Raw genomic sequence first — 24004 nt, 5'->3', positions numbered from 1 at the left:
CCGGGGCGCCCCTCGCGACGCTCAGACGAAGATCGTGACCAGGACGACGAACAGCACCACGAGGACGAGGAGCGTGCCGAGCCCGACGAGCAGGCCGAGGGCGACCGGGTGCGCCTGCGGCCAGGGCACGAGCCGCCGGTCGAACGCGCGGAGCCGGGCCGGCGTGACCGGCTGGTGCCAGGGTGTGAGCGGGACGCCGCGGCGCGCGAGGTCGAGCGCGACGGTCGAGAGCTGGTCGCGGTCCCACATCTGCCCGACGAGCAGGAGCAGCCGCTTCGTCGGGCCGAGGACGATGAGGTGGTGCGTCGCCCCGGACATGCCGAACGCCATGCGGTCCACCGTGACGACGCGGTCGACGTCCGCGACGGTGAACCGCTTCGTCCGGCCCCACCCGTGCACGGTGTACGTCCCGTCGCCCAGGACGATCCGCGCGCGGTCGACCATGCGGCGCCCGATCGCGTACGTCAGCGGGATCATGGACAGCGCGAAGACGAGGAACCCGACGGCGAGCGCCAGGTTCCCGCCCGTGATCGCCGCGGGGAGCTGGGCGAGGCCCACGAGCGGCGCGAGGATCGAGATCAACGCCATGTTGGAGCGCAGCACCTGACGCTTCGCGGCGTCCCCCATGGCCAGCTCGATCACGGGCGGGACCGTCGTGTGCTCGGCCGTCGGCTCAGCCACGGCGGAAGAGCTTTCGCCCCGTGGCCGGGTGGAGGGGCGACCCGGCCGGGATCTCGACGGCGTTCGCCCAGACCGGGCCGTCGTCGGGGCCCAGCGCCCCGGCGCGGACGGCGCGGTCGCACAGGCCGCGCGCGACGGCGCCGAGGCTCTCGCGGCAGGAGAAGGCGCCGTCGACGAGGGACAGGGCGACGGTCGTGGCGGGCGCCTGGCCCGGTCCCGGGTCGAGGGGCCCGACCGTCGCGACGGCCCGGCCGTGCGAGACGAACGCCGTCGCGCGCGGGGTGACCCAGCGCAGCACGTCGAGGTCGTCGAGGAAGAACGCGCGGCCGGCGCCCCCGATCTCCCACAGCGCCGCCCCGGCCTGGTGGGCGGCGTCCGAGGCGCGGCGCTTCCAGCGCTGGGAGCCGAACGCCTCGGCGACCCACGCCGCCGCGGTCGACGGGTCGGTGGCGAGCACGACCGAGACGGTGGGGATCTGGCCCCGCGGCGGGTCGAGCGTGACGGGGACGGGAGGGCGAGCCACGCCCGTCACCGTAGCCGGTCCGGGTCGGGAATCTCGCCGAGGCCGGAGAGCGTCGGGAGCAGGGCGTCGTGACCGGCCCGTGCGGCCCCGGGGAGCCAGGCGGCGAAGGCGGCCCCGAACGCGAGCGGGAGGAGCGCCGCGCACCACGCGACCCCGCTCTGGTAGACGGCGCCGAGCGTCGCGAGCCCGCCGGCCGCGGCGAGCCAGATCGCGACCAGGAGCAGGTCGAGCCCGCTCGGCGCGACCGCCCCGCGCACCCGGACGCCGTCGGGCTCCTGGGTGAGACGGGCCCGCAGCACGCTGTGACCGCTCGCGTGCGCACCGCTGGCCCAGCGGCGCGCGACCAGCACGTCGCCACGCACGCGGAACCGGACCTCCTGCCCGCGGCGGGGCAGCTCCGCGGCGCGGCGCCGGACGTCGGCGGTCGAGACCCGCGGGAGGAGCAGGTCGACGGGTACGCGCAGCACGGCGCCGAGCCTAGGCCGTCAGCAGCAGCGCGAGCCCGGGTTGGCGTCCTGCTCGGCGTGGCGCATGCGCCAGAACTCGCGCTCGGTCATCACGACCCCGCCCGGGTGCACCGCGCGCTGGTGCGCGGCGTAGGTCGCGTACGCGTCGTCGCCCATGATCTGCCGCACGTACCAGCGGACGGCGCGGAGCCCCGCCACGACGGTCGCGCGGACCGTCGTGGCGGGACCCTGCGAGCCCTGTCGCACCGTCACCGGTGCCCCGTCGCGGCAGGACGCTTCTCGGGCGGCAGCGCCGCCCACTCCTTCTCGATCTCCTTCTCGGCCTTCGTCGCGAGCACGTCGGCCGGGGCGAAGCGGCGCGACGCCACGGGCGGGTCCTCGTGGTTCGTGCCGCCGCCGTCGCGCAGCGCCTTCGCGGTCACGAGGACCGAGGCGACGATGACGACGATCGCGAGCACGACGAACACGATCGACAGCGTGCCCTGGACGAACGTGTTGCGGACGACGGCCTCCATGGCCTCGACCGAGCCGGCCGTGCCGAACGACGTCTCGCCGGCCGCGAGAGCGTCCTTGAACGCGTTGTGGTTGGCCCAGTACCCGACCGCGGGGACGGGCGAGAAGATCTTCTCGATCGACGCCCAGATGGTGATGACCGCGGTGAACGCGAGCGGCGCCGCGACGATCCACAGCCAGCGCTGGTAGCTGCGCCCGCGCTTGGCGACGATCGCCAGCACGACGGCGAGCGCGATGGCCGCGAGGAGCTGGTTCGCGATGCCGAACAGCGGGAAGAACGTGTTGATGCCGCCGAGCGGGTCGGTCACGCCGAGGTAGAGGATCGATCCCCACCCGGCGACCATGATCGCGGTGCACAACCACACGCCGGGTCGCCACGTCACGTCCCGGAACTTCGGCGCCACGTTGCCGATCGTGTCCTGGAGCATGAAGCGCGCGACGCGCGTGCCGGCGTCGACGGCGGTGAGGATGAACAGCGCCTCGAACATGATCGCGAAGTGGTACCAGAAGCCCATCATCGCGGTCCCGCCCACGAGCTGCTGCATGATGTGCGCGAGGCCCAGGGCGAGCGTCGGGGCGCCGCCGGTGCGGGACACGATCGACGGTTCGCCGACGGCCTCGGCCGTGGACGTGAGCATGTCCGGCGTGAGGTTGACCCCCATGAGGCCGAGCCCGTTGACGAACGCGACCGCGCCCTCGACCGTGCCGCCCGTGGCGGCCGCGGACGAGTTCATCGCGAAGTAGATGCCGCGGTCGATCGAGATCGCGGCGACGAGCGCCATGATCGCGACGAACGACTCCATGAGCATGCCGCCGTAGCCGATGAAGCGCGTCTGGCGCTCCTTCTCGACGAGCTTGGGCGTGGTGCCCGACGCGATGAGCGCGTGGAACCCGGACAACGCGCCGCACGCGATGGTGACGAAGAGGAACGGGAAGAGCGCGCCGGACACGACCGGGCCCGTCTCGCCGCTCGCGAACTCGCTGATCGCGGGCACCGTGATCTCGGGCCGGACGACGATCACCGCGACGGCGAGGACGACGATGACGCCGACCTTCATGAACGTCGACAGGTAGTCGCGCGGGGCGAGCAGGAGCCACACGGGCAGGACGGCGGCGACGAAGCCGTAGACGATCACGCCGACCGCGATGGTCGTGCGGTCGAGGTGGAACAGCTCGGCGCCCCACGACGTGTCCGCGATCCAGCCGCCCGCGACGATCGCGGCCAGGAGCAGGACGAACCCGATGACCGAGACCTCGGTGATCTTCCCCGGACGGATGTAGCGCAGGTAGACGCCCATGAAGAGCGCGATCGGGATCGTCATCGAGACGGAGAAGACGCCCCACGGGCTCTCGCCGAGCGCGTTGACGACGACCAGCGCGAGGATCGCGACGATGATGATCATGATGAGCAGCGACGCGACGATCGCGGCGGTGCCGCCCACGCGCCCGAGCTCCTGGCGCGCCATCTGGCCGATGGTCCGCCCGCCGCGACGCATGGAGAAGAACAGGACGAGGTAGTCCTGGACGGCGCCCGCGAGCACGACGCCCACGATGATCCAGATCGTGCCGGGCAGGTAGCCCATCTGCGCGGCGAGCACCGGGCCGACGAGCGGGCCCGCGCCGGCGATCGCGGCGAAGTGGTGGCCGAACAGCACGCGGCGGTCGGTCGGGACGTAGTCCTTGCCGTCCTCGCGCACTTCGGCCGGGGTGGCACGGCGGTCGTCGGGGCGCGTGATGTAGCGCTCGATGACCTTCGAGTAGAAGCGGTACCCGATGAGGTAGGTGCAGACGGCCGCGAACACGAACCAGATCGCGTTGACGGTCTCGCCGCGGACGACCGCGAGCATGACCCAGGCGATGCCGCCGAGCAGCGAGATCGCGGCCCACAGGGCGATCTTCTGCGGCGTCCAGCGGGTCCGGGTCTGCGCTCCGGGGACGGAGTCGGGCACTGCGGTGGGGGGCAGCGACGGGTCCGGCACGATCTCCGGCTCGTCGGGGGCGGCGCTGTGCGCCGCGCGGGTGTCTGTCGTCATCGAGCCTCTCCTGGGTCGCGTCGTTGCGGTCCGACCACGGAAGGCTAGGGAGGCCGCGAGGGGGTGATCCAGGTCACGTCGACCGGCGGTCGAGGTGTGCGACGAACGGTGGCCCGCGTGCGACGAACGGCGGTCGCCGCGCGCCCCCACGAGCCGGGCGATACGTTCGATCCGTCCCCAGCCGGAGGTGCCCGTACCGATGCCGTCCGCCCTCGTCGCCCGGTCGTCCCGCACGTCGCGACCCGTCGCGGCGCTCGCGGCGGTCGTCGCGCTCGTGCTCGCCCTCGGCACCCTGCTCGCGCTCGCCGCGGTCGGCGCCCTGCCCGCCTCCGCGCAGGTCGAGACCGGGCGGCTCTCGCTCTTCAAGCGCATCGAGAACCTCGACACGGGATCGTCGGAGGGGCGGCGCGAGCTGTGGACGATGCACGCGCGCAACGTCGAGACCGGTGCGGTCGTCGAGGGCGACGGGCTCAACGGGGTCCAGTCGCTCGAGGTCCCGGCGGGCACGTACCGGATCTGGGAGACGGGCGGCGTCGCGGGCTTCCGGTTCCAGAACTGGAACTGCGGCGGGGAGGACATCCTCGACCCCACGCCGGACGTCGTCGTCCCGCCCGGCGGGACGCTCACGTGCACGGTGGACAACGAGGCGATCTCCCCGACGCTCACGCTCGTCAAGGCGGTGGTCGGGGGCACGGCGTCGCCCGAGGACTGGACGCTGCGCGCGCAGGGGCCGTCGTCGATCGCCGGACCGTCCGGGTCCGACGCGGTGACGGACCAGGCCGTCCGCATCGGGCAGTACACCCTCTCCGAGGAGGGCGGGCCGGCCGGCTACCGCGACGACGGCTGGGTGTGCGAGGGCGCGGAGGTCGTCGGCAGCACCGTGACGATCGACCTCGCCGACTCGGTGACGTGCGTCGTCACCAACGTCGCGCCGGTGGTGCCGACCGTGCCGACCCTGACGCTCGTCAAGGAGGTCGTCGGCGGACCGGCCGCGGCCGGGGACTGGACGCTCACGGCGGAGAACGGCACGACGACCGTCACAGGGACCACCGGGGACGCGGCGATCACCGCCGCCGAGGTGAGTCCCGGGAGGTACACCCTCTCCGAGGACGGCCCGGCCGGGTACGACGGCGCCTGGTCGTGCACGGGTGCGACGTCGGGCGACGGCTCGGACGGTGCCGTGACCGTCGCGGAGGGAGACGACGTCGTCTGCACGGCCACGAACACGTGGGCCGGCGGCACCCTCACGCTCGTCAAGGAGCTCGCGGGCGAGACCCTCGCCCGCCCCGTCGACTGGACGCTCAGCGCGACGGGGTCCGACGCCGAGGTCGTGGGCCGCTCCGGGACCGCGGCGGTCACGGACGTGCCGGTGCCCGCCGGCGACTACGCGCTCGCGGAGGACGGCTGGTCGGGGTTCACCGCCGGGGACTGGGCGTGCGACGGCGGCGCGGTGGCCGGCGCCGTCGTGACGGTCGGCCCGGGCGCGGACGTCACGTGCACGATCGTCAACACCCCGCTGCCGTCGCGGCTCACGCTCGTCAAGGTGGTCGACGGCGGCCCCGCGGCCCCGGCGGAGTGGACGCTGTCAGCGACCGGGCCGCAGGCCGACGGGACGACGGGGACGATCTCCGGAGCCTCGGGCAGCGCGGCGGTGAGCCACGTCGACGTCGGCGAGGGGCTCCACACGCTCGCCGAGTCCGGCGGCCCCGAGGGGTACGAGCCGGGGGACTGGGTCTGCGTCGGCGGGGTGCAGCTCGGTTCGGGCGTGCTCGTCGGGCCGGACGACGACGTCGTCTGCACCGTGACCAACACGTACGTCGGGTCGATGCTGACCCTCGTGAAGGTCGTCGTCGGCGGGTCGGGCGACCCGGAGGCCTGGACCCTCACGGCGACCGACGCGGGCGGGCAGACCGTCGCGAGCGGGCCGGTGGGTAGCGCGGAGGTCACCGCGGTGCCGCTCCCGCCCGGGGCGTACGACCTGGCGGAGTCCGGTGGGTACGGCGGCTACGACGCCGAGGGCTGGACGTGCGACGCCGGGACGCTCGAGGGCGCGACGGTGACCCTCGGCCCGGGCGACGAGGCGACGTGCGTGGTGACGAACCGCGCCCGCCTGCCCCACCTCACGCTCGTCAAGGAGCTCGACGACCGTGGCTACACGGGCGACGCCGTCGCGACCGACTGGACCCTGACCGCGACGGGCGAGGGGCGCGAGATCGCGGGCGTCACCGGCTCGGCCGACGTCTCGCACGTCGGCGTCGGTCCGGGGCGCTACGTCCTGGGTGAGTCCGGCGGCCCGGACGGGTGGACCGCGCTCCGGTGGGTGTGCGACGACGCGCGCGTCGTCCAGACGCCCGGACCGGGAGGCACGCTCGTGTCGACAGTCGTCGTCGAGCCGGGCAACGACGCGACGTGCACGGTCACCAACCACTGGCTCGCGGGCACGCTGACGCTCCACAAGGAGGTGGTCGACGACGCCGCGCCCGCGGACGACTGGCAGCTCACCGCCGCGGGGCCGACGGCGATCTCCGGCTTCGACGGCAGCGAGGACGTCACGCTCGTCCCGGTGGCCGCCGGGACGTACGACCTCACCGAGTCGGGCAGCGACTGGGACTACACCCAGGAGGAGTGGGTGTGCGACGGCGGCACGCTCGTCGACGTGGACACCGTGCGGGTCGAGGACGCCGCGGACGTCGAGTGCACCGTCGTGAACGCGGTCCTCGACCCGCCGACCCCCACCCCGACCCCGACCGACCCGACGGCACCGCCCACCGACGGGCCGACGTCGGACGCCCCGGAGCCGGACGGCACGTCGACCCCGGGAGCGACGCCCGGCGACGACCTCGCCGCGACCGGGACCGACGTCGCCGTGCTGCTCGCGGTGGCCCTCGTGGCGCTCGTCGTGGGCGGGACGCTGCTCGGGGTCCGGCGCCGGCGCGGCTGATCGGGACGCCGCAGCCTGCCGCGGCTCGCCGCGCGGTGCCCGCCCCGCCGGGCTACTGTCCTGCCGTGGCCGACGAGGGCGAGCGGGTCGAGCAGACCGGGCACACCGGGCAGGTCGAGCGGTCCGAGCCGGGTGGGACGGCGCAGCACGGCGAGCACGTGCGACGGTCGTGGCGCGAGACGGTGACCGTGGTGCTGCTCGCGGTGACGGCCGTCCTCACGGCGTGGAGCGGGTTCGAGGCGAGCAAGTGGGGCGGCGAGATGTCGATCGCCTTCTCGCGCGCGTCGACCCAGCGCATCGAGGCCTCGACGGAGCGCGCGCACGCCGACACCGCCCGGTCGATCGACCTCCAGGTGTTCAGCCTGTGGCTCGAGGCGTACGCGACCGGGGACACGGAGCTCGAGGAGTTCACGCGCGCGCGCTTCACGCCCCACTTCCAGCCCGCGTTCGACGAGTGGATCGCGTCGCGCCCCCTGCAGAACCCCGACGCGGCCCCGAGCCCGTTCGCGCTCGATTCCTACGTCCCGCCCGGGGCGGTCGAGGCGGTCGAGGCCGACGAGCGGGCCGACGCCCTCTTCGCGCAGGCGCTCGTCAACAACCAGCGGGGCGACAACTACACGCTGACCACCGTGCTCTTCGCGCTCGTGCTGTTCTTCGGCGCCTTCGCCGGCCGGTTCCGCTCGGAGCGCGCCTCCTGGGCCATGGTCGGGCTCGCGTGCGTGGTCCTCGTCGTCGGCGTCGTCTTCCTCGCGACGTTCCCCAAGATCGTCTGACGCCGCGGTCCCCAGGCGCCCGTGGGCCTCGTAGCCTGGGGCGATGCAGACCTTGACGACGCCACGGCTCACCCTCCGCCCGTGGCAGCCCGACGACGCCGACGCCATCCTCGACATCTACTCGCGCTGGGACGTCATGCGGTTCATCGGCGTGACGCCGCGCGTCCTCGAGCGCCGCGACGAGGCGCTGGAGCGGGTCGAGCGCTGGGCCGCCGCCGACGACGGCACGCACGGGGTGTGGGCCGTCGTCCCGCGCGCGGGTGAGGGCACGGGCCTCCCCGACGCCGCGCCCGTGGGGACCATCCTGCTCAAGCCCATCCCGGCGTCGGGCACGGGCGACCCGCTGGAGCCGTCGGGCGACACGGAGATCGGGTGGCACTTCCACCCCGACGTGTGGGGCCGCGGGTACGCGACGGAGGCGGCGGCCGCGGTGCTCGCGCACGCGTTCGAGCGCGGGCTCGACCGTGTCGTCGCCGTGACGCACGCCGACAACGCCGCGTCCCAGGCGGTGTGCCGGCGGATCGGCATGACCCACCGCGGCACGACGGACGCGTACTACGACACGACGTGCGAGCTGTTCGACGTGACCGCGCCCTGACGGGAGCGCCCCGTCAGGGCACCCGCGCGAGGCGCCGGACCGCGCCGAGGACGTCGACGTCGTCGTGCGTCTCGGTGTCGAGCGCGCGGTGGATGGTCATGCCCTCGATGAACGCGTCGAGCACGCGGCACGTCGCGGGGTCGAAGTGGCGGCCGAGCGCGTCGCGGCTGCGACGCATCCAGTCGTTCGTGAGCGTCCGGTAGGCGGGGTCGCGCGCTGCGAGCGTGTAGAGCTCGTGCGACAGGACGAGGTCGCGCTGGGTCGCGAACACGTCGTGCGTGATGAGCGTCGTGACCGCTTGCACGGCCTCCTCGGGCGTGCGAGCGTCGCTCATGCGGCGCTCGAACTGGGCCGCGGCGTCGCGCGTGAACCGGCCGAACGCCTCGCGCAGCAGCTCGTCCATCCCGGCGAAGTGGTACGTCATCGACCCGAGCGGGACGTCGGCCGCGACCGCGACGCGCCGGTGGGACGTGCCCGCGACGCCGTGCTCGGCGACGACGTCGAGGCACGCGTCGATGATGCGGTCGCGCCGCTCGGGGTCGTGACGGCGGGCGCGGGGCGTCGGGTCGGTCGGGGCCGCGGAGGCGCTCATGGTCAGATGTTCTCGCGGATCACCCGGGCCGGGTTGCCCACCGCCACGACGTTCGCGGGCAGGTCGCGCGTCACGACGGAGCCCGCGCCCACCACGGTGTTGTCGCCGATCGTCACGCCCGGGCACACGATCACGCCGCCGCCGAGCCACACGTTGTCGCCGAGCGTGATGGGCTCGGCCGCCTCGAGCTTGTCGCGCCGGGGCTGCGGGTCGACGGGGTGCGTCGGGGTGAGGAGCTGGACGTTCGGCCCGAGGAGGCAGTCGTCGCCGATCGTGATCGCCGCGACGTCGAGCGCGGTGAGCCCGGAGTTGACGAACGTCCGGTCGCCGAGGTGCACGTTGCTGCCGAAGTCGACCGCGAGCGGCGGCTTGACCCACGACTCCTCGCCGAGCGACCCGAGCAGGTCGGCGAGGATCTCGCGGGCGCGCGTGTCGTCGCCGTCGCCGTCGAGGACGGCGCGGTGGAACGCGTCGACGAGGCGCATGCCCCGGTGGACGCCGCGCGCGATCTCCGGGTCGTCGGCGATGTACAGGTCGCCCGCGGCCATGCGCTCGTAGCTCGTGCGGTCGTCGCCGGCGAAGTAGTCGGTGGTCATGCGGTGGCCTCCTCGGGGGCGGGGGTCGTGCGGTGGTCGGGGTCATCATGCCGGTCGGCGGTGTCCGTCCGGCCCGCCGGTCGGCGCGGGGCGAGCACGCCGGCCAGGAGCACGACGACGACGCCCGCGAGCGGCAGGACGAGCAGCCCGGTGCGCAGGCTCGTGGCGTCGGCGACGAGCCCGACGACCGGCGGGGACAGGAGGAACCCGAGCCGCATGAGCCACGACACGAGCGTGAGGCCGGTCCCCGCGCGCAGACCCGGGAGCTCGTCGGCCTGCTGCATCGCGGCCGGGACGAGGGTCGCGACGCCGAACCCGGCCGCGGCGAACCCGGCGATGGTGCCGGGGACGGACGGGAACGCGAGCGCGAGCCCGGTGCCGAGCAGCACGAGCGCGCCACCGGTCCGGGCGACGGCGCGCTGCCCGAACCGGTCGACGAGCCGGTCGCCGACGAGGCGCCCGACGAACTGCGCGCCGACGAGCGCGACGAACCCCGCGGCGGCGATCGTCGCGGGGGCGCCGAGCGACCCCGAGAGGTAGACGGCTGCCCACGTGCTGCCCGCGTCCTCGACGAGGGTCCCCGCGACGGCGACCAGGACGAGCGCGGCGAGGACGGCAGCGGTGCGAGCGCGGGACGTGCGCGCCAGGGCCGCGGCGGCTCCCGAGAGGCCCGTGCCGGCGGGCGCGCCGGGCGAGGCGCTCGCCTCGGCCGCGGCCGAGGCGCCGTCGGTCACGTCTCCGTCCAGCCCCGGCAGGCACGAGCGCAGGGCCACGAGCGCGACCACCGAGAACAGCGCCCCCGTGATCGCGAGGTGCACGCCGAGCGGCAGGTCGAGCGCGATCGCGGCGGCGGCCATGCCGCCGCCGACCACGGCGCCGACCGACCACAGCGCGTGGAACCCGTTGATGATCGACCGGCCGTAACGGCGCTGCACCCTCAGGCCGTGCGCGTTCTGCGCGACGTCGGTGAACGCGTCCATCGCGCCCGCCGCGAACAGCGCGACGACGAGCAGCGGCAGGGCGGGCGCGAGGCCCGCGAGCAGCAGCCCGGCCGCGGTGAGCACGGTGCCGGCGACCGCGACGCGCGCGGACCCGAACCGACGCACGAGCGCCGCCGCGGCGAGCCCCGCGGCGATGGCCCCGGCGGGGAACGCGGCGACGGCGAGCCCGTACGTGGCGTTGCCGAGGTCGAGCCCGGCCTTGATCTCGGGGTAGCGCGGCACGAGGTTCGCGAACAGCGCGCCGTTCGTGAGGAACAGCGCGGCGACGGCGACGCGGGCGCGCCGCACGTCGAGCGCGGGGCGCGCGAGGGCGGAGGACGACATGCGGACGATCGTACACACGATGCGTACGATCGTACACATCGTCCCCGAGTGCCGAACCCGGGGTTGCTCCCCGGTTCGGCACCGAGGTGGGGAGCAACCCCGGGTTCGGCGGGACGCGTCGACGCGGGTTCGGCGGGGCGGTGCGGCGGGCAGCGCCTAGGCTGGCGGGCATGGACACCGAGGAGCGCCTGGCCGTCTTCATCGACTACGAGAACCTCGCGCTCGGGGCGCGCGAGCACCTGGGCGGCATGACGTTCGACTTCGGCCCGATCGCCGACGCGCTCGCCGTGCGCGGGCGCGTGGTCGTGCGGCGCGCGTACGCGGACTGGTCGTACTTCGACGAGGACCGGCGCTCGCTCACGCGGCACCAGGTCGAGCTCATCGAGATGCCGCAGCGGATGGGCGCGTCGCGCAAGAACGCGGCCGACATCAAGATGGTCGTCGACGCGATCGAGATGGCGTTCGAGCGCGACTACATCTCGACGTTCGTCATGTGCACGGGGGACAGCGACTTCTCCCCGCTCGTCCACAAGCTGCGCGAGCTGAACAAGCGCGTCATCGGTGTGGGCGTCGAGAAGTCGACGTCACGCCTCCTGCCGCCCGCGTGCGACGAGTTCCTCTTCTACGACCGGCTCGAGGGCGTCGACGTCCCGGACGAGCCGGAGCCCCGCTCGGTCCGGGGCTCGCGCGCGTCCGGTGCGACGGCGTCGGGCGGTGCCAAGCCCAAGCGTTCCGGCGGGCGCACGTCCGGGCGGCGCAAGGCGACCGAGATCGCCGAGCCGGAGGTCGAGACTCCGACCGCCGCGGCGCTCGCGGAGCTGGGCGAGGCGGTCGGGCGCACGACCCGCCGCGGCGAGCCCGTGGTGACGGAGAACGCGGAGGTCGACGGCGAGACGACACCCGTCGAGCAGCCCGCCGACGAGCCCGCGCTCGCCGCGACCGCCCCCGAGGCCGACGACGACGCGCCGACGGGCGAGGACGTCCCCATGGAGGTACGCGTCGCGCAGACGCTCGCGGACCTCGAGGCCTCGACGAGCGGCGCGGTGACCGCGTCCGTGCTCAAGCGCACGCTCCTGCGCAAGGACCCGACGTTCAGCGAGGCCGACTACGGGTTCCGCAACTTCGGCGAGTTCCTGCGGTTCCTCGCCGACCGGAGCTTCGTGGAGCTCGCGCCCGGCCCGGCGACGGGCGACCCGGAGGTGTCGCTGCCCGCGCAGGGCGACACCGACCAGGCGTTCGCGCTCGTGCGCGACGTGGTCCGGGAGGAGGGCGGCTCGACCGTCCTGTCCGGACTGAAGAACGCGATCCGCAAGAAGCGCCCCGACTTCAGCGAGAAGGCTCTCGGCTACCGCGGCTTCCTGCAGTTCTGCAAGGCGGCGCAGGCCGCCGGCGCCGTCGACCTGGCCTGGGACGACGACGCCGACGACTACCGCGTGTCGGTCGCCTAGCGCCCGACGAAGGCGAGCAGCGCCTGGTTGACCTCGGCCGCGTGGGTGACGAGGAGGCCGTGGGGCGCGCCCTCGACCTCGACGTACTCGGCGTCGGGCACCAGCTCGCGGAAGCGGCGCCCGGTCGCGTCGATCGGGAGGATGTTGTCCTTCGTGCCGTGGAGGATCAGCGTCGGCTTGCCGGCCGCGCGGACGGCCTCGACGTCGGCCCGGAAGTCCTCGATCCACGTGGGCACGACGGCGTAGGCGGCGACGGGAGCGGACCCGATCGCGGTGATCCAGCTCGCGCGCACGGTGTCCTCGCTGATGCGCTTCCCGAGGTTCTCGTCGAGGTTGTAGAAGTTCTTGTAGAAGTCGGTGTACCAGGCGTACCGGTCGGCGCGGGCGGCCTCGACGATCCCGTCGAACACGGACTGCGGGACGCCCTCGGGGTTGTCGTCGCGCTGGACGAGGAACGGCTCGAGCGACGCGAGGAACGCGAGCTTGGCGACGCGCTCGTGCCCGTGGTTGTGGACGTAGCGGGCGAGCTCGCCCGTGCCCATGGAGAACCCGACGAGGATCACGTCGCGCAGGTCGAGGGTCTCGAGGACGGTGTTGAGGTCGGCCGCGAACGTGTCGTAGTCGTACCCGCTGCCGACCTTGCTCGACGCGCCGAACCCGCGACGGTCGTAAGTGATCACGCGGTAGCCGGCCTCGAGGAGCTCGCGCTTCTGGAGCGCCCAGCTGTGCCCGTCGAGGGGGTAGCCGTGGATGAGGACGACCGGCTGCCCGGCGCCCTGGTCCTCGTAGTAGAGCTTGATGTCGGTGGAGTTCTCCTGCCCGACGGTGATGTACCCCATGGTCGTGCTCCCTTCGTGGAGCGGGGAGAACGGTCGTTCTCTCCGTTGGTCGCTACACTAGAGAACGATGGTTCTCCCCGCAAGCGGTGCCACGTGAACAGGAGATGACGATGCTCGACGACGCGAGCGCACGCGCGGCGGTCGTGGCTGCCGCCGACCGGCTGTTCTATGCGCGGGGCGTCCAGTCCGTGGGGATGGACGCCGTCCGTGCCGAGGCCGGGGTGTCGCTCAAGCGCATCTACTCCCTGTTCCCGTCGAAGGACGACCTCGTCGTCGCCGTGCTGCGGCACCGCACGGAGCAGTGGGACGCGGGGATCGCCCGTGCGGCGGCCGGAGCGACCACGCCCCGCGGCCGGCTCCTCGCCGTGTTCGACTTCCTCGACGCGTGGTTCCGCGAGGACGGGTTCCGCGGGTGCGCGTTCATCAACTCGTTCGGCGAGCTCGGCGCGACGTCGCCCGCCGTGGCCGCGGCCGTGCGCGAGCACAAGGAGTCGTTCCAGCGGTACGCGCGCAGCGTCGTGCGCGAGGCGGGTCTGCCCGACGACGTCGCGCTCCAGGTCGTGCTGCTCGCCGAGGGTGCGCAGACGACGGCGGCCATCACGCAGGACGTCGACGTCGCGCGCCAGGCCCGCCGGGCGGCCGAGGCGATCCTCGACGCGGCGGTCCCGGCGTCGGCCTGACGCCTCCCGCCTCTCGCGCCGTCCGTCGTCGGCGCTGCTCCCGCCCCGGCTGCGGTGCGTGGCAGAAAGTGGGAGCGATCCCACGACACGCCGAGAGAGCGCTTGCTCGGCGTCGTCCCGCCACCGTAGGTTCGCGGACGGAGGGCCGAGGAACGGCCCCCGCCCGGTGCAGAGTCGCGCCGAGAGCACGTCGCGCACCGTGGCGAGACGCAGGCGGCACCGCCGCCGGACTGGAGGATCGATGGACCTCGCACGTCAGCGCTCCCTGCCCACCCCGCCCAGCGCCCCACCCGGTACCCGGGCCCGCACCGCTGCCCGCACGCGCCGCCGGGTCGCGGGCGCCGTCGTCGCCGCGCTCACCGCGGCCGCGGCGGCGCTCGCCGTGACCGTCCCGGCGACGTCGGCCGTCGCCGCGCCGGGCGACATCGTCTGGTCGGACGAGTTCGACGGCGCCGCCGGCTCGGCCCCGAGCTCTGCCCGCTGGAACCACGAGACGGGGGCCGGCGGCTGGGGCAACGCCGAGCTCCAGAACTACACGACGTCGCGCGCGAACTCGGCGCTCGACGGCCAGGGCCACCTCGTCATCACCGCGCGCCGCGAGGCCGACGGGTCGTACACGTCGGCGCGCATGACGACCCAGGGCAAGTACCAGCCGCAGTACGGGCGCGTCGAGGCGCGCATCCAGATCCCGCGCGGCCAGGGCATCTGGCCGGCGTTCTGGATGCTCGGCGGCAATCTCCCCGGGGTGGGCTGGCCGACGTCGGGCGAGATCGACGTCATGGAGAACGTCGGCTTCGAGCCGCACCGCGTGCACGGCACGGTGCACGGACCGGGGTACTCGGGCGGCGCCGGCATCACGGGCATGTACCAGCACCCGCAGGGCTGGTCGTTCGCGGACGACTTCCACACCTTCGCCGTCGACTGGAAGCCCGGCGAGATCACGTGGTTCGTGGACGGCCAGCAGTTCCACCGCGTGACGCGTGCGAGCGTCGGCGCGAACGCGTGGGTGTTCGACCAGCCGTTCTTCCTCATCCTCAACGTCGCGGTCGGCGGGCAGTGGCCGGGGTACCCCGACGGCACGACGCAGCTCCCGCAGCAGATGAAGGTGGACTACGTCCGGGTCTACGACAACGGCTCGGGGACCTCGAACCCGCCGAACCCCGGCGGCAGCCTCCCGACCGGGACCGGGACGATCCGGATCGCGAACGGGTACTGCCTCGACGTCCCGTGGGGTCAGACGCACGACGGCAACCGCGTGCAGATCGTCCCGTGCAACGGCAACGTCGCGCAGTCGTGGACGCGGGGGAGCGACGGCACGATCAGGGCGCTCGGCAAGTGCCTCGACGTGAGCGGCAGCGGCACGGCCAACGGGACGGTGGTCCAGCTCTGGACGTGCAACGGCACGAACGCGCAGAAGTGGGCCTACGACGCGGGGTCGAAGACGCTGCGCAACCCGCAGGCGGGCAGGTGCCTGGACGCCGAGGGTGGCAACCCGCTCCACGAGGGCCAGCGGTTCGTGATCTGGGACTGCCACGGGTCCACCAACCAGCAGTGGACCTTCTGATCCGCCCACAGCCGACGGATGCGTCCGTGTGCGAGCGCTGCGTCCCCGGACGCATCTCTCGCGCACGGGCGCATCGCTCGCCCGCGGTCATCCGCCGACGCGTCCTCCCGTCGGCGGGGCTGCGGTGTCGTCGGCCTCCGCGGGGCGCGGGCCGAGCCGGCTCGCGACCATCGGGAGCACGATCACGGACAGCACGCCCGCGCCCACGAGCGCCGCGCCGACGCGTGACGTCATCGCGCCCTGCTCGACCGCGATCTCCGTGAGCGCAACGAGCAGCGGCAGCGCGGTCGCCGCGTACAGCGCGGTCTTGACCCGCTCGACCGACGGCAGCTCGCGCCGGAACCACAGGAGCACCGGCCCGCCCCGCACGACCACCATGAGCACGAAGAACGTCAGCGGCAGCAGCGGGGACGCGACGATGGAGTCGATGTCCAGGCCCATGCCGGAGCTGACGAAGAACACGGGCACGAACACGCCCCACGCGACCGCGTCCAGCTTCTTCTCCAGCGCCTCGACGTCGCCCGGCGCCCAGCGCCGCAGCACCATCCCGCCGACGAACGCGCCCAGCACCGCGTCGAACCCGAGCCCCGCGGCGAGCGCGAGCAGCGCGACGAGCAGCAGCACGGTGAGGCGCAGCGTGCTCTGGCCCGTCCCGTGCTCCGCGGCGCTGAAGAGGCGGTCGCCGCCGAGGGCCTTGATGCGCCCCAGCCGGCCCGGCAGCGCGGACAGCGCGATCGCAACGACGGCGAACAGGACGAGCAGGATCGCCGCGACGCCGCTCTCGCGCGTGCCGAGCAGCACCGCCATCGCGACGATCGGCCCTAGCTCGCCGACCGCCCCGACCACGAGCACCGTGCGCCCGAGCCGCGAGCCGAGCTGGCCGCCGTCGCGCAGGATCGGGAGCACGACGCCCAGCGCGGTGGTCGTGAGCGCGATCGCCCCGGCCGCGACCCGGTGCGGCGAGCCGTCGCCCACGACCACGAGGACCAGCACCGCGCCGACGACGAGCGACGTCAGCCACGCCGCGCCGGCGCGTCGCCCCACGCGCTCGCGCAGGAGGTTCGGCTCGAGCTCGTACCCGGCGAGGAGGAACAGGAAGCCCATGCCGAGGTCGGACAGGAGGGTGACGTCGGCCGGCGTCGCGAGGTCGAGCGCGGACGGCCCGATGAGGATGCCGCCGAGCAGCAGCACGACGACCTGCGGCACGCGCGACCGCACCGGCATGAGGCCCGCGAGCAGCGGCGCGACCAGCGCGACGACGAACACCGGGACGAGCGGGGCGTAGACGTTCACGGGCGGGTCTCCGGGTCTCGGCGGGCGGCGGGTCCCAGGATCCCGCAGCGCCGCAGGTCGCGCGCGGCGGAGGTCCGCGTCGTCGTCCGCCGGGGTTGACGGCCTGTCGCGGCCCGGCCTACGGTCGGCCCAGCCGCGGTTCTCGCGGCACCTGGATCGGCAGACAGGACCACTGAGCCGGCGCACCGTGGCGCCGGAGCCGCGCCTCGGTGAGCACGAGCCACCAGGAGGCACCATGACCAGCACCCGCACCTGGGTCCGCGACCCCCTCGGCGTCTTCACCGCGGACGACTCCCCGGACGCGCCCGACGCGCGCGGCGGCGTCGTCGTCGAGGACGGGGTGATCGTCGAGGTCGTCGCGGCGGGCGGGCAGCCGTCCGCCCCGGTCGACGCGACGTTCGACGCCTCGCAGCACGTGCTCACGCCCGGGCTGATCAACACGCACCACCACTTCTACCAGACGCTCACGCGCGCCTGGGGGCCGGTCGCCGACGCCCCGCTCTTCCCCTGGCTCCAGCGCCTCTACCCGGTGTGGGCGCGCCTGACCCCGCGGGACCACGAGCTCGCGACGACGGTCGCGCTCGCCGAGCTGCTGCTCTCCGGCTGCACGACGGCGGCCGACCACCACTACGTCTTCCCGGCCGGTCTCGACGACGCGATCGACCTCCAGGTCGCGGCGGTCCAGCGGATCGGGATGCGCGCGACCCTCACGCGCGGGTCCATGACGCTCGGCCAGGACGACGGCGGCCTGCCGCCCCAGTCGGTCGTGCAGAGCCTGGACGTGATCCTCGCCGACTCGCAGCGCCTCGTGGAGCGCTATCACGAGCGGGGCGCCGGGGCGCAGGTCCAGATCGCGCTCGCGCCGTGCTCGCCGTTCTCGGTGACGACCGACGCGATGCGCGAGAGCGCGGCGCTCGCGGAGGACCTCGACGTCCGCCTGCACACGCACCTCGCCGAGACGATCGACGAGGAGGACTTCTGCCGCGAGCGCTTCGGGATGCGCACGGTCGACTACCTCGAGTCGGTCGGCTGGCTCACGGACCGCGCGTGGCTCGGCCACGGCATCCACTTCGACGACGAGGAGGTGCGCCGTCTCGGGGCCGCCGGCACCGGCGTCGCGCACTGTCCGACGTCGAACATGCGCCTCGCGTCCGGGATCGCCCGGGCCGTGGAGCTCGAGGACGCGGGCGCGCCCGTCGGGCTCGGGGTCGACGGCTCGGCGTCGAACGACGCGTCGACGATGATCCTCGAGGCACGCCAGGCGCTCTACCTCCAGCGCCTCAAGTACGGCGCCGACATCCCCGTGACCCGCGCGCTCGGCTGGGGCACGCGCGGGTCGGCGCGCGTCCTGGGCCGGGACGACGTCGGCGTGCTCGCCGTCGGCAAGCAGGCGGACCTCGCGCTGTGGCGCCTCGACGAGCTGCGCTTCTCCGGCTCGCACGACCCGGTCGCGGCGCTCCTGCTGTGCGGGGCCGACCGCGCGGACCGCGTCATGGTCGGCGGCGAGTGGCGCGTGGTCGACGGCGCGATCCCGGGTCTCGACCTCGACGCCCTGGTGGCCGAGCACTCGGCCGCGGCCCGCCGCCTCGTCGGGGGCTGACGCGCGCCGGCGGGGGCGGCCCGGCCACCGACCGGGGCGTCCCCGCCGCGCTCAGAGCTCGCGGTAGTAGTGGACGACGGGGAGGGCGGTGAACCCGCTCGACTCGTACAGGGCGCGCGCGGCGTCGTGGCCCGGGTCGCCGCCGGTCCAGACGTTGGCGTACGCGCACCCGGCGTCGCGCAGGTGCTGCAGCGCGGCGTCCACGAGGAGCCGCCCGATGCCCTCGCCCTGCGCGTCGGGGTCGACGGCGATGATCTCGAGGTCGCCGGTGCGGGCTCCCTCGGCAGGAGGCTCGCCGACCACCGCGGTGGCGAACCCGACGACCCGGCCGGCCCGCTCCGCGACGACCGTCGTCGCGGGGTGCTTCTCGCACGCAGCGCGCACCTCCGCCTCCTGGCTGCGCCGCCAGTCGGGGTAGGCGAGCCCGTAGAGGCGCTCGCCGAGGATCGCGCGCCACGCGGCGAAGGCGTCCTCCCACGCGCGCAGCGACAGGTCGGCGACGGTGTCGAGGTCCGTGGGGCGGTAGGGGCGGAGCGTGATGGTCACCGCTGGAGGCTACGGAGGCGGGGCGGGCGGGGCCAGCGCTTTGACCGCGTCGGCGTACCGGGGCCGTCGCCGCAGGCCACGCGCGAGTTGCCGGAGGGGACTTGACACGCGTCACACTTGGCGTTCGAATAGTGGAAGTAGTTTTCCGCCAAGCGGAACGATAGCTGACGAGGAGGTCCGCTATGAACGCGCGAGCCACGAGGGCCGCGGACGGCGCCGAACGTCGTCCGGTACGCCCCGAGGACGAGCGGCTGCCCATCGGGTCGACGTTCGGGTACGGGTTCCAGCACGTGCTCACGATGTACGGCGGCATCATCGCCCCGCCGCTCATCGTGGGCGGCGCCGCCGGGCTGACCGGGGCCGAGATCGGGACGCTCGTCGCGGCGTCCCTCTTCATGGGCGGCCTCGCGACGATCCTCCAGACGCTCGGCATCCCGTTCTTCGGGTCGCAGCTCCCGCTCGTGCAGGGCGTGTCGTTCGCGGGCGTGTCGACCATGGTCGCGATCGTCAACGGCGGGGGAGGGATCCCGGGGGTGCTGGGCGCGGTGCTCGTCGCGTCGGCGGTCGGCCTGCTCATCACGCCGTTCTTCGCGCAGATCATCCGGTTCTTCCCCCCGGTCGTCACGGGCGTCGTCATCACGACGATCGGCCTGACGCTCATGCCCGTCGCGGCGAACTGGGCGATGGGCGGCAACGCGAGCGCGCCCGACTACGGCTCGGTGAGCAACATCGGCCTCGCCGCGCTGACGTTCGCGATCGTCATCCTGCTGTCGAAGGTCGGCAGCGGCACGATCTCGCGCCTGTCCATCCTCATCGCGATCGTCGTCGGCACCCTCATCGCGCTCGCGCTCGGCAAGGCGGACTTCTCCGGGGTCGGCGACGGCCCGGTGGCCGCGTTCCCGTCGTTCCTCGGCTTCGGCGCCCCGACGTTCGAGATCGCGGCGATCATCTCGATGCTCATCGTCATCCTCGTGACCCTCACCGAGACGACGGCGGACATCATCGCCGTGGGCGAGATCGTCGACACCAAGGTGGACCGCAAGCGCATCGCGAACGGCCTGCGCGCCGACATGGCGTCGTCCGTCGTCTCCCCGTTCTTCGGGTCGTTCACGCAGTCGGCGTTCGCGCAGAACGTCGGGCTCGTGGCCATCACGGGCGTGAAGTCCCGGTTCGTCGTCGCGGCGGGCGGTGCGATCCTCGTGGTCCTCGGCCTCCTGCCGATCCTGGGCCGCGTCGTGGCCGCGGTGCCGACGCCGGTCCTCGGTGGTGCGGGCGTCGTGCTGTTCGGCTCCGTCGCGGCATCCGGCATCCGCACGCTCGCGAAGGTCGACTACTCGAGGCCGATGAACCTCATCATCGTGGCGGCGTCGATCTCGTTCGGCATGATCCCCATCGCCAAGCCCGACTTCTACGACCAGTTCCCCACGTGGTTCGGCATCATCTTCCACTCGGGCATCAGCTCCGCCGCGGTCATGGCGATCCTGCTCAACCTGCTGTTCAACCACGTCAAGCTCGGCAACCCGCCCGACCCGTCCGTGTTCGCCGCAGGCGCGGAGCACGGCGCGAGCTCCGTGGACGAGGGCGACCTCGACGACCTCGAGGACGACGGCGTCATCAACGGCTCGACCCGAGGCCCCGTGGCCGGCGACGCGACGGCTCCCGAGCCGGCGACCTCGGCCGCCCCGAGCGGCGGCCAGGACCACGACGGCCGACCCGCCGACGACAGCACCGACGCCGCTGCGCAGCCCGCACCGCCCGCCGAGGCGACCGGCGGCGAGAGCGCCGCACCGCGGCACCACGCCGTCGCGCCGCTCCCGCGGACCGCGACCCCGTAGGCGCCGGCACAGCGTCGTGCCCGACGCGCCCCGCACCCGAGCGACCCCCTCGCGCCGGGTGCGGGGCGCCGTCGTGCCCGGGACGTGTAGCGTCGTGGGTCGGCGTCGAGCACGACGCCGGCACCCCGACCGCAGGACCGCACCATGAGCACCCCCACGCCCGAGCCTCCGGCGCCGACCGCGAGCCGGGCGCCGGCCGAGAGCCCGACCTCCGACCACCTCGGCACCGGGCTGCGGACGCGGCACCTGACGATGATGGGGCTCGGCTCCGCGATCGGGGCGGGCCTGTTCCTCGGCTCGGGCGTCGGGATCGCGACCGCCGGTCCCGCCGTGCTCGTGTCGTACGCGATCGCGGGCGTCGTCGTCATCCTCGTCATGCGGATGCTCGCCGAGATGGCGAGCGCGCGGCCCGCGAGCGGGTCCTTCTCGGTCTACGCGGAGGAGGCGCTCGGCCCGTGGGCCGGGTTCCTGCTGGGCTGGCTCTACTGGTTCATGCTCGTCATGGTGCTCGGTGCGGAGATCACCGGTGCCGCGCGCATCGTCACCGGCTGGTATCCCGACCTGCCGCAGTGGGGCGTCGCGCTCGCCGTGGTCGTCGTGTTCGCGGTGATCAACCTGTGGGGCGTGCGACAGTTCGGCGAGCTGGAGTTCTGGTTCGCGTTCGTCAAGGTCGCGGCGATCGTCGGCTTCCTCGTCGTCGGCGTCCTGCTGGTCCTCGGGCTGCTGCCCGGGACCGATCCTGTCGGCACGTCGAACCTCCTGGGCCACGGCGGCTTCGCGCCCGAGGGCTGGGGAGGGATCGCCGCGGGGCTGCTCGTCGTCGTCTTCGCGTTCGGCGGCATCGAGATCGTCACGATCGCCGCGGCGGAGGCGCGCGAGCCGCGCACCGCCGTCGCGCGCGCGACCCGCAGCATCGTGTGGCGGATCCTCGTGTTCTACCTGGGCTCGGTCGCGATCATGGTGCTCGTCCTGCCGTGGGACTCGCCGCTGCTCGCGGAGAGCCCGTTCGTCGCGGTGCTCGACCTCGCCGGGCTCCAGGGCGCCGCGCGCGTCATGGAGGTGGTCGTGGTGATCGCGCTCCTGTCGGCGTTCAACGCGAACGTCTACGGGACGTCGCGCATGGCGTACTCGCTCGCCGGGCGCGGCGACGGGCCGCGGGCGCTGCGGCGCGTGTCCGGGCGTGACGTGCCGTGGGTCTCGGTGCTCGTGTCGGTGTTCTTCGCGCTCGTCGCGGTCGGGCTCAACTGGCTCCTGCCCGAGGCGCTGCTCGGCATCCTCCTCAACGCGGTGGGCGCGGCGCTGCTCGTCGTGTGGGTGCTCGTGGCCGTGTCGCAGCTCCGGCTTCGCCGCCGGATCGAGGAGCAGGCGCGCGCGTCGGGCGAGCCCATGACGCTGCGCATGTGGGGCTTCCCGTGGCTCACGTGGGCCGTGCTCGCAGGTCTCGCGGCGCTGGCCGTCCTCATGCTGACCGACGCCGCCGCGCGCGCCCAGCTCCTGTCCACCGCCGGCCTCGTGGTCGTCATCCTGGCCCTCTACGCGCTGACGCACCGCGGCCGCGCGCGGCGCGTCGGGTCGGCGGAGGCGCGCCGCGACGCGTGAACCGGAGGTGACGCCGGACGACCTGCGGGGACACCGGGGACGAACGCCGCGTGCACGGACGTGCGCCGACGAGAGTGCACAATGAACGAATGACCTACCGCGTCCTGAGGCTCATCCTGTCGCTGCTCGCCTACGTGCTGCTGCGGCCACAGGTGACCGGACGCAACAACATCCCGCGCAACGGGGCGGTCATCCTCGCGAGCAACCACCTGTCGTTCATCGACTCGATCCTCATCCCGATCGTCGCGCCGCGGCACGTCACGTTCCTCGCCAAGGCCGAGTACTTCACCGGCCGCGGGCTCAAGGGCCGCCTGTCGCGCTGGTTCTTCACCACGATCGGCATGATCCCCGTCCAGCGCGACGACCCGCGCGCCGGGCAGCGCTCGCTCGAGGACGCGCTCGAGGTGCTCCAGCGCGGTGGCGCGTTCGGCATCTACCCCGAGGGCACGCGCTCGCGCGACGGCAAGCTGCACGCGGGCCGCACCGGCGTGGCGTGGCTGGCGCTCGCCGGGCACGCCCCGGTCGTCCCCGTCGCCGTGCGCGGCACGGACAAGGTCCAGCCCATCGGCAAGCGGATCCCGCGCCTGCACCGCGTGCAGGTGCACTTCGGCAAGCCCATCGACCCGCAGCGCCAGATCACCGCGGGCACCAAGCCCGCGCAGGCGCGGCGCGAGCTCACGGACGAGGTCATGGCGTCGATCCACCGCATGAGCGGCCAGGACCTCGCGGCCTGACGCTCAGAGCGAGCTCAGCCCGAACGCCGTCGCGAAGCCCAGCACCGTGACGAGCCCGGTGACCGGGCCGCCGAACTCCGTCGCCTCGGGGATCATCGTGTCGACGAGCATGGTGAGCAGCGCCCCGGCGGCGAACGCCTGCGTGACCGCCACGACGGCGGGCGACGCGCCGTCCAGCGCGACGTAGCCGATCCCGGCCGCGAGCGCCGAGACCAGGGTCGTCGACCCCCACAGCACCCAGAGCCGCGACGGCCTCGTGCCCGCCTTGAGCAGCCCGGACGTCGCGGACATCGCCTCGGGCAGGTTCGAGACGAACACGGCGGCGAGCATCGCGACGCTCACCCCGCCGCCCCCGATGAGCGTCGCGCCGAGCACGACCGACTCGGGGATGCCGTCGAGCACCGTGCCGAGGGCGATCGCCGCACCGCCCGTGCCGCCCGCCGCCTGGACGGACTCCGCCTGCACGCCGGTGGACCGCTTGCGTCCCTCGCCGCCCATCCGGTCGATGATCCGGTCGCCGACGAAGAACGTCAGCGCCCCGCCCGCGAGGCCGGCGAGCAGCACGAGGCCGCTCGCGTGCGTGGACGCGTCCTCCACGAGGTCGTACGCGACCGCGCTGATGAGCACGCCCGACCCGAACGCCATGATGAGCCCGACGAGGCGCTGGCCCGGCGGCCGCCAGAAGACCAGCGCCGCGCCGAGGAGCAGCGACGACGCCCCCACGAGGCCCCACCAGAAGCCGATCATGGGCCCATTGGACCAGCGGCCGGCCGGGACCGCGCGGGGACGGGCGGTCGGCTCGTGCGGTTCCCCCGGCCGGGGGA

General features: G+C 73.9%; 22 protein-coding genes. 10 read left to right on the top strand and 12 right to left on the bottom strand.

Features of this window, described 5'->3' with window-relative positions; genetic code table 11:
- Window positions 1-21 precede the first annotated feature (21 nt).
- From ACN9MS_RS19535 to ACN9MS_RS19515, 5 genes are read right to left on the bottom strand one after another with little or no spacing between them, the layout of a single operon-like run.
- The gene (locus ACN9MS_RS19535) at window positions 22-681 is read right to left on the bottom strand and encodes a hypothetical protein (RefSeq protein ID WP_426310040.1); all 660 of its coding nucleotides are present in this window, start codon (window positions 679-681) and stop codon (window positions 22-24) included.
- The gene (locus ACN9MS_RS19530; RefSeq protein WP_426310039.1) at window positions 674-1204 is read right to left on the bottom strand and encodes a hypothetical protein; all 531 of its coding nucleotides are present in this window, start codon (window positions 1202-1204) and stop codon (window positions 674-676) included. Before ACN9MS_RS19530 ends, ACN9MS_RS19535 begins: the two co-directional genes overlap by 8 nt.
- A gap of 5 nt (window positions 1205-1209) precedes the next feature.
- Entirely contained in the window at window positions 1210-1671 is a 462-nt protein-coding gene (locus ACN9MS_RS19525) for a hypothetical protein (RefSeq protein WP_426310038.1), read from the bottom strand.
- A gap of 18 nt (window positions 1672-1689) precedes the next feature.
- Complete coding sequence (locus tag ACN9MS_RS19520) at window positions 1690-1923, bottom strand: YbdD/YjiX family protein (RefSeq protein ID WP_426310037.1); 234 nt, start codon at window positions 1921-1923, stop codon at window positions 1690-1692.
- Entirely contained in the window at window positions 1920-4217 is a 2298-nt protein-coding gene (locus tag ACN9MS_RS19515) for a carbon starvation CstA family protein (protein WP_426310036.1), read from the bottom strand. The genes ACN9MS_RS19520 and ACN9MS_RS19515 overlap by 4 nt, the downstream gene beginning before the upstream one ends.
- Window positions 4218-4416: 199 nt before the next feature.
- Between ACN9MS_RS19515 and ACN9MS_RS19510 the strand changes: the two genes are divergently transcribed.
- From ACN9MS_RS19510 to ACN9MS_RS19500, 3 genes are all read left to right on the top strand, one after another.
- Window positions 4417-7158 carry a hypothetical protein gene (locus ACN9MS_RS19510; RefSeq protein ID WP_426310035.1) on the top strand — a complete coding sequence of 914 codons (2742 nt, stop codon included), beginning with the start codon at window positions 4417-4419 and terminating at the stop codon, window positions 7156-7158.
- Between the two features lie 65 nt (window positions 7159-7223).
- Window positions 7224-7931, top strand: a complete 708-nt coding sequence (locus tag ACN9MS_RS19505) for a hypothetical protein (RefSeq protein WP_426310034.1) — start codon at window positions 7224-7226, stop codon at window positions 7929-7931.
- A 43-nt stretch (window positions 7932-7974) separates the two neighbouring features.
- Window positions 7975-8529, top strand: a complete 555-nt coding sequence (locus tag ACN9MS_RS19500; protein ID WP_426310033.1) for a GNAT family N-acetyltransferase — start codon at window positions 7975-7977, stop codon at window positions 8527-8529.
- A 13-nt stretch (window positions 8530-8542) separates the two neighbouring features.
- On the opposite strand, the gene ACN9MS_RS19495 is transcribed toward ACN9MS_RS19500, so the two are convergent.
- From ACN9MS_RS19495 to ACN9MS_RS19485, 3 genes are read right to left on the bottom strand one after another with little or no spacing between them, the layout of a single operon-like run.
- Window positions 8543-9121 (bottom strand): TetR/AcrR family transcriptional regulator, encoded by a 579-nt coding sequence (locus ACN9MS_RS19495; RefSeq protein ID WP_426310032.1) that lies wholly within the window; start codon window positions 9119-9121, stop codon window positions 8543-8545.
- Between the two features lie 2 nt (window positions 9122-9123).
- Complete coding sequence (locus ACN9MS_RS19490) at window positions 9124-9717, bottom strand: sugar O-acetyltransferase (protein WP_426310031.1); 594 nt, start codon at window positions 9715-9717, stop codon at window positions 9124-9126.
- A complete protein-coding gene (locus ACN9MS_RS19485; protein ID WP_426310030.1) occupies window positions 9714-11042 on the bottom strand; it encodes an MFS transporter in 1329 nt (442 codons plus the stop codon). The genes ACN9MS_RS19490 and ACN9MS_RS19485 overlap by 4 nt, the downstream gene beginning before the upstream one ends.
- 170 nt (window positions 11043-11212) lie before the next feature.
- Here ACN9MS_RS19485 and ACN9MS_RS19480 point away from each other — a divergent pair, with 170 nt between their 5' ends.
- Window positions 11213-12490 carry an NYN domain-containing protein gene (locus tag ACN9MS_RS19480; protein ID WP_426310029.1) on the top strand — a complete coding sequence of 426 codons (1278 nt, stop codon included), beginning with the start codon at window positions 11213-11215 and terminating at the stop codon, window positions 12488-12490.
- On the opposite strand, the gene ACN9MS_RS19475 is transcribed toward ACN9MS_RS19480, so the two are convergent.
- On the bottom strand, window positions 12487-13329 hold the full coding sequence (locus ACN9MS_RS19475) for an alpha/beta fold hydrolase (protein WP_426310028.1): 843 nt from the start codon (window positions 13327-13329) through the stop codon (window positions 12487-12489). The two genes, ACN9MS_RS19480 and ACN9MS_RS19475, sit on opposite strands and share 4 nt — an antisense overlap.
- A 110-nt stretch (window positions 13330-13439) precedes the next feature.
- Here ACN9MS_RS19475 and ACN9MS_RS19470 point away from each other — a divergent pair, with 110 nt between their 5' ends.
- Together ACN9MS_RS19470 and ACN9MS_RS19465 are read left to right on the top strand one after the other, a co-directional pair.
- Window positions 13440-14009, top strand: coding sequence for a TetR/AcrR family transcriptional regulator (locus ACN9MS_RS19470; protein ID WP_426310027.1), 570 nt, complete (start codon window positions 13440-13442; stop codon window positions 14007-14009).
- Between the two features lie 241 nt (window positions 14010-14250).
- A complete protein-coding gene (locus ACN9MS_RS19465) occupies window positions 14251-15573 on the top strand; it encodes a ricin-type beta-trefoil lectin domain protein (protein WP_426310026.1) in 1323 nt (440 codons plus the stop codon).
- Window positions 15574-15660: 87 nt separating this feature from the next.
- Here ACN9MS_RS19465 and ACN9MS_RS19460 read toward each other — a convergent pair whose 3' ends face one another.
- A complete protein-coding gene (locus tag ACN9MS_RS19460; RefSeq protein ID WP_426310025.1) occupies window positions 15661-16866 on the bottom strand; it encodes a cation:proton antiporter in 1206 nt (401 codons plus the stop codon).
- Window positions 16867-17101: 235 nt separating this feature from the next.
- Here ACN9MS_RS19460 and ACN9MS_RS19455 point away from each other — a divergent pair, with 235 nt between their 5' ends.
- The gene (locus tag ACN9MS_RS19455; RefSeq protein WP_426310024.1) at window positions 17102-18466 is read left to right on the top strand and encodes an 8-oxoguanine deaminase; all 1365 of its coding nucleotides are present in this window, start codon (window positions 17102-17104) and stop codon (window positions 18464-18466) included.
- A gap of 51 nt (window positions 18467-18517) precedes the next feature.
- On the opposite strand, the gene ACN9MS_RS19450 is transcribed toward ACN9MS_RS19455, so the two are convergent.
- A complete protein-coding gene (locus ACN9MS_RS19450) occupies window positions 18518-19012 on the bottom strand; it encodes a GNAT family N-acetyltransferase (RefSeq protein ID WP_426310023.1) in 495 nt (164 codons plus the stop codon).
- A gap of 182 nt (window positions 19013-19194) precedes the next feature.
- Between ACN9MS_RS19450 and ACN9MS_RS19445 the strand changes: the two genes are divergently transcribed.
- The 3 genes from ACN9MS_RS19445 (at window position 19195) to ACN9MS_RS19435 (ending at window position 23180) form a co-directional block, all read left to right on the top strand.
- The gene (locus ACN9MS_RS19445; protein ID WP_426310022.1) at window positions 19195-20847 is read left to right on the top strand and encodes a nucleobase:cation symporter-2 family protein; all 1653 of its coding nucleotides are present in this window, start codon (window positions 19195-19197) and stop codon (window positions 20845-20847) included.
- A gap of 144 nt (window positions 20848-20991) precedes the next feature.
- Entirely contained in the window at window positions 20992-22446 is a 1455-nt protein-coding gene (locus ACN9MS_RS19440; RefSeq protein WP_426310021.1) for an amino acid permease, read from the top strand.
- 89 nt (window positions 22447-22535) lie between these two features.
- Entirely contained in the window at window positions 22536-23180 is a 645-nt protein-coding gene (locus ACN9MS_RS19435) for a lysophospholipid acyltransferase family protein (RefSeq protein WP_087470316.1), read from the top strand.
- Window positions 23181-23183: 3 nt separating this feature from the next.
- Here the strand turns inward: ACN9MS_RS19435 and ACN9MS_RS19430 are convergent, their stop codons facing one another.
- Complete coding sequence (locus tag ACN9MS_RS19430) at window positions 23184-23927, bottom strand: ZIP family metal transporter (RefSeq protein WP_426310020.1); 744 nt, start codon at window positions 23925-23927, stop codon at window positions 23184-23186.
- Window positions 23928-24004: the final 77 nt, after the last annotated feature.

The organism is Cellulosimicrobium sp. E-16, assembly GCF_049913115.1.
GTDB lineage: Bacteria > Actinomycetota > Actinomycetes > Actinomycetales > Cellulomonadaceae > Cellulosimicrobium.
The sequence above is the reverse complement of the archived record's forward strand: the minus strand, read 5'-3'. Positions and strand labels throughout refer to the sequence as shown.

What these genes read in the sequence shown, in the direction of transcription:
- ACN9MS_RS19515 (WP_426310036.1), bottom strand. Translation starts at nt 4,217, where the DNA reads ATGACGACAGACACCCGCGCGGCGCACAGCGCCGCCCCCGACGAGCCG.
- ACN9MS_RS19510 (WP_426310035.1), top strand. Translation starts at nt 4,417, where the DNA reads ATGCCGTCCGCCCTCGTCGCCCGGTCGTCCCGCACGTCGCGACCCGTC.
- ACN9MS_RS19500 (WP_426310033.1), top strand. Translation starts at nt 7,975, where the DNA reads ATGCAGACCTTGACGACGCCACGGCTCACCCTCCGCCCGTGGCAGCCC.
- ACN9MS_RS19495 (WP_426310032.1), bottom strand. Translation starts at nt 9,121, where the DNA reads ATGAGCGCCTCCGCGGCCCCGACCGACCCGACGCCCCGCGCCCGCCGT.
- ACN9MS_RS19490 (WP_426310031.1), bottom strand. Translation starts at nt 9,717, where the DNA reads ATGACCACCGACTACTTCGCCGGCGACGACCGCACGAGCTACGAGCGC.
- ACN9MS_RS19485 (WP_426310030.1), bottom strand. Translation starts at nt 11,042, where the DNA reads ATGTCGTCCTCCGCCCTCGCGCGCCCCGCGCTCGACGTGCGGCGCGCC.
- ACN9MS_RS19480 (WP_426310029.1), top strand. Translation starts at nt 11,213, where the DNA reads ATGGACACCGAGGAGCGCCTGGCCGTCTTCATCGACTACGAGAACCTC.
- ACN9MS_RS19475 (WP_426310028.1), bottom strand. Translation starts at nt 13,329, where the DNA reads ATGGGGTACATCACCGTCGGGCAGGAGAACTCCACCGACATCAAGCTC.
- ACN9MS_RS19470 (WP_426310027.1), top strand. Translation starts at nt 13,440, where the DNA reads ATGCTCGACGACGCGAGCGCACGCGCGGCGGTCGTGGCTGCCGCCGAC.
- ACN9MS_RS19465 (WP_426310026.1), top strand. Translation starts at nt 14,251, where the DNA reads ATGGACCTCGCACGTCAGCGCTCCCTGCCCACCCCGCCCAGCGCCCCA.
- ACN9MS_RS19455 (WP_426310024.1), top strand. Translation starts at nt 17,102, where the DNA reads ATGACCAGCACCCGCACCTGGGTCCGCGACCCCCTCGGCGTCTTCACC.
- ACN9MS_RS19445 (WP_426310022.1), top strand. Translation starts at nt 19,195, where the DNA reads ATGAACGCGCGAGCCACGAGGGCCGCGGACGGCGCCGAACGTCGTCCG.
- ACN9MS_RS19440 (WP_426310021.1), top strand. Translation starts at nt 20,992, where the DNA reads ATGAGCACCCCCACGCCCGAGCCTCCGGCGCCGACCGCGAGCCGGGCG.
- ACN9MS_RS19435 (WP_087470316.1), top strand. Translation starts at nt 22,536, where the DNA reads ATGACCTACCGCGTCCTGAGGCTCATCCTGTCGCTGCTCGCCTACGTG.
- ACN9MS_RS19430 (WP_426310020.1), bottom strand. Translation starts at nt 23,927, where the DNA reads ATGATCGGCTTCTGGTGGGGCCTCGTGGGGGCGTCGTCGCTGCTCCTC.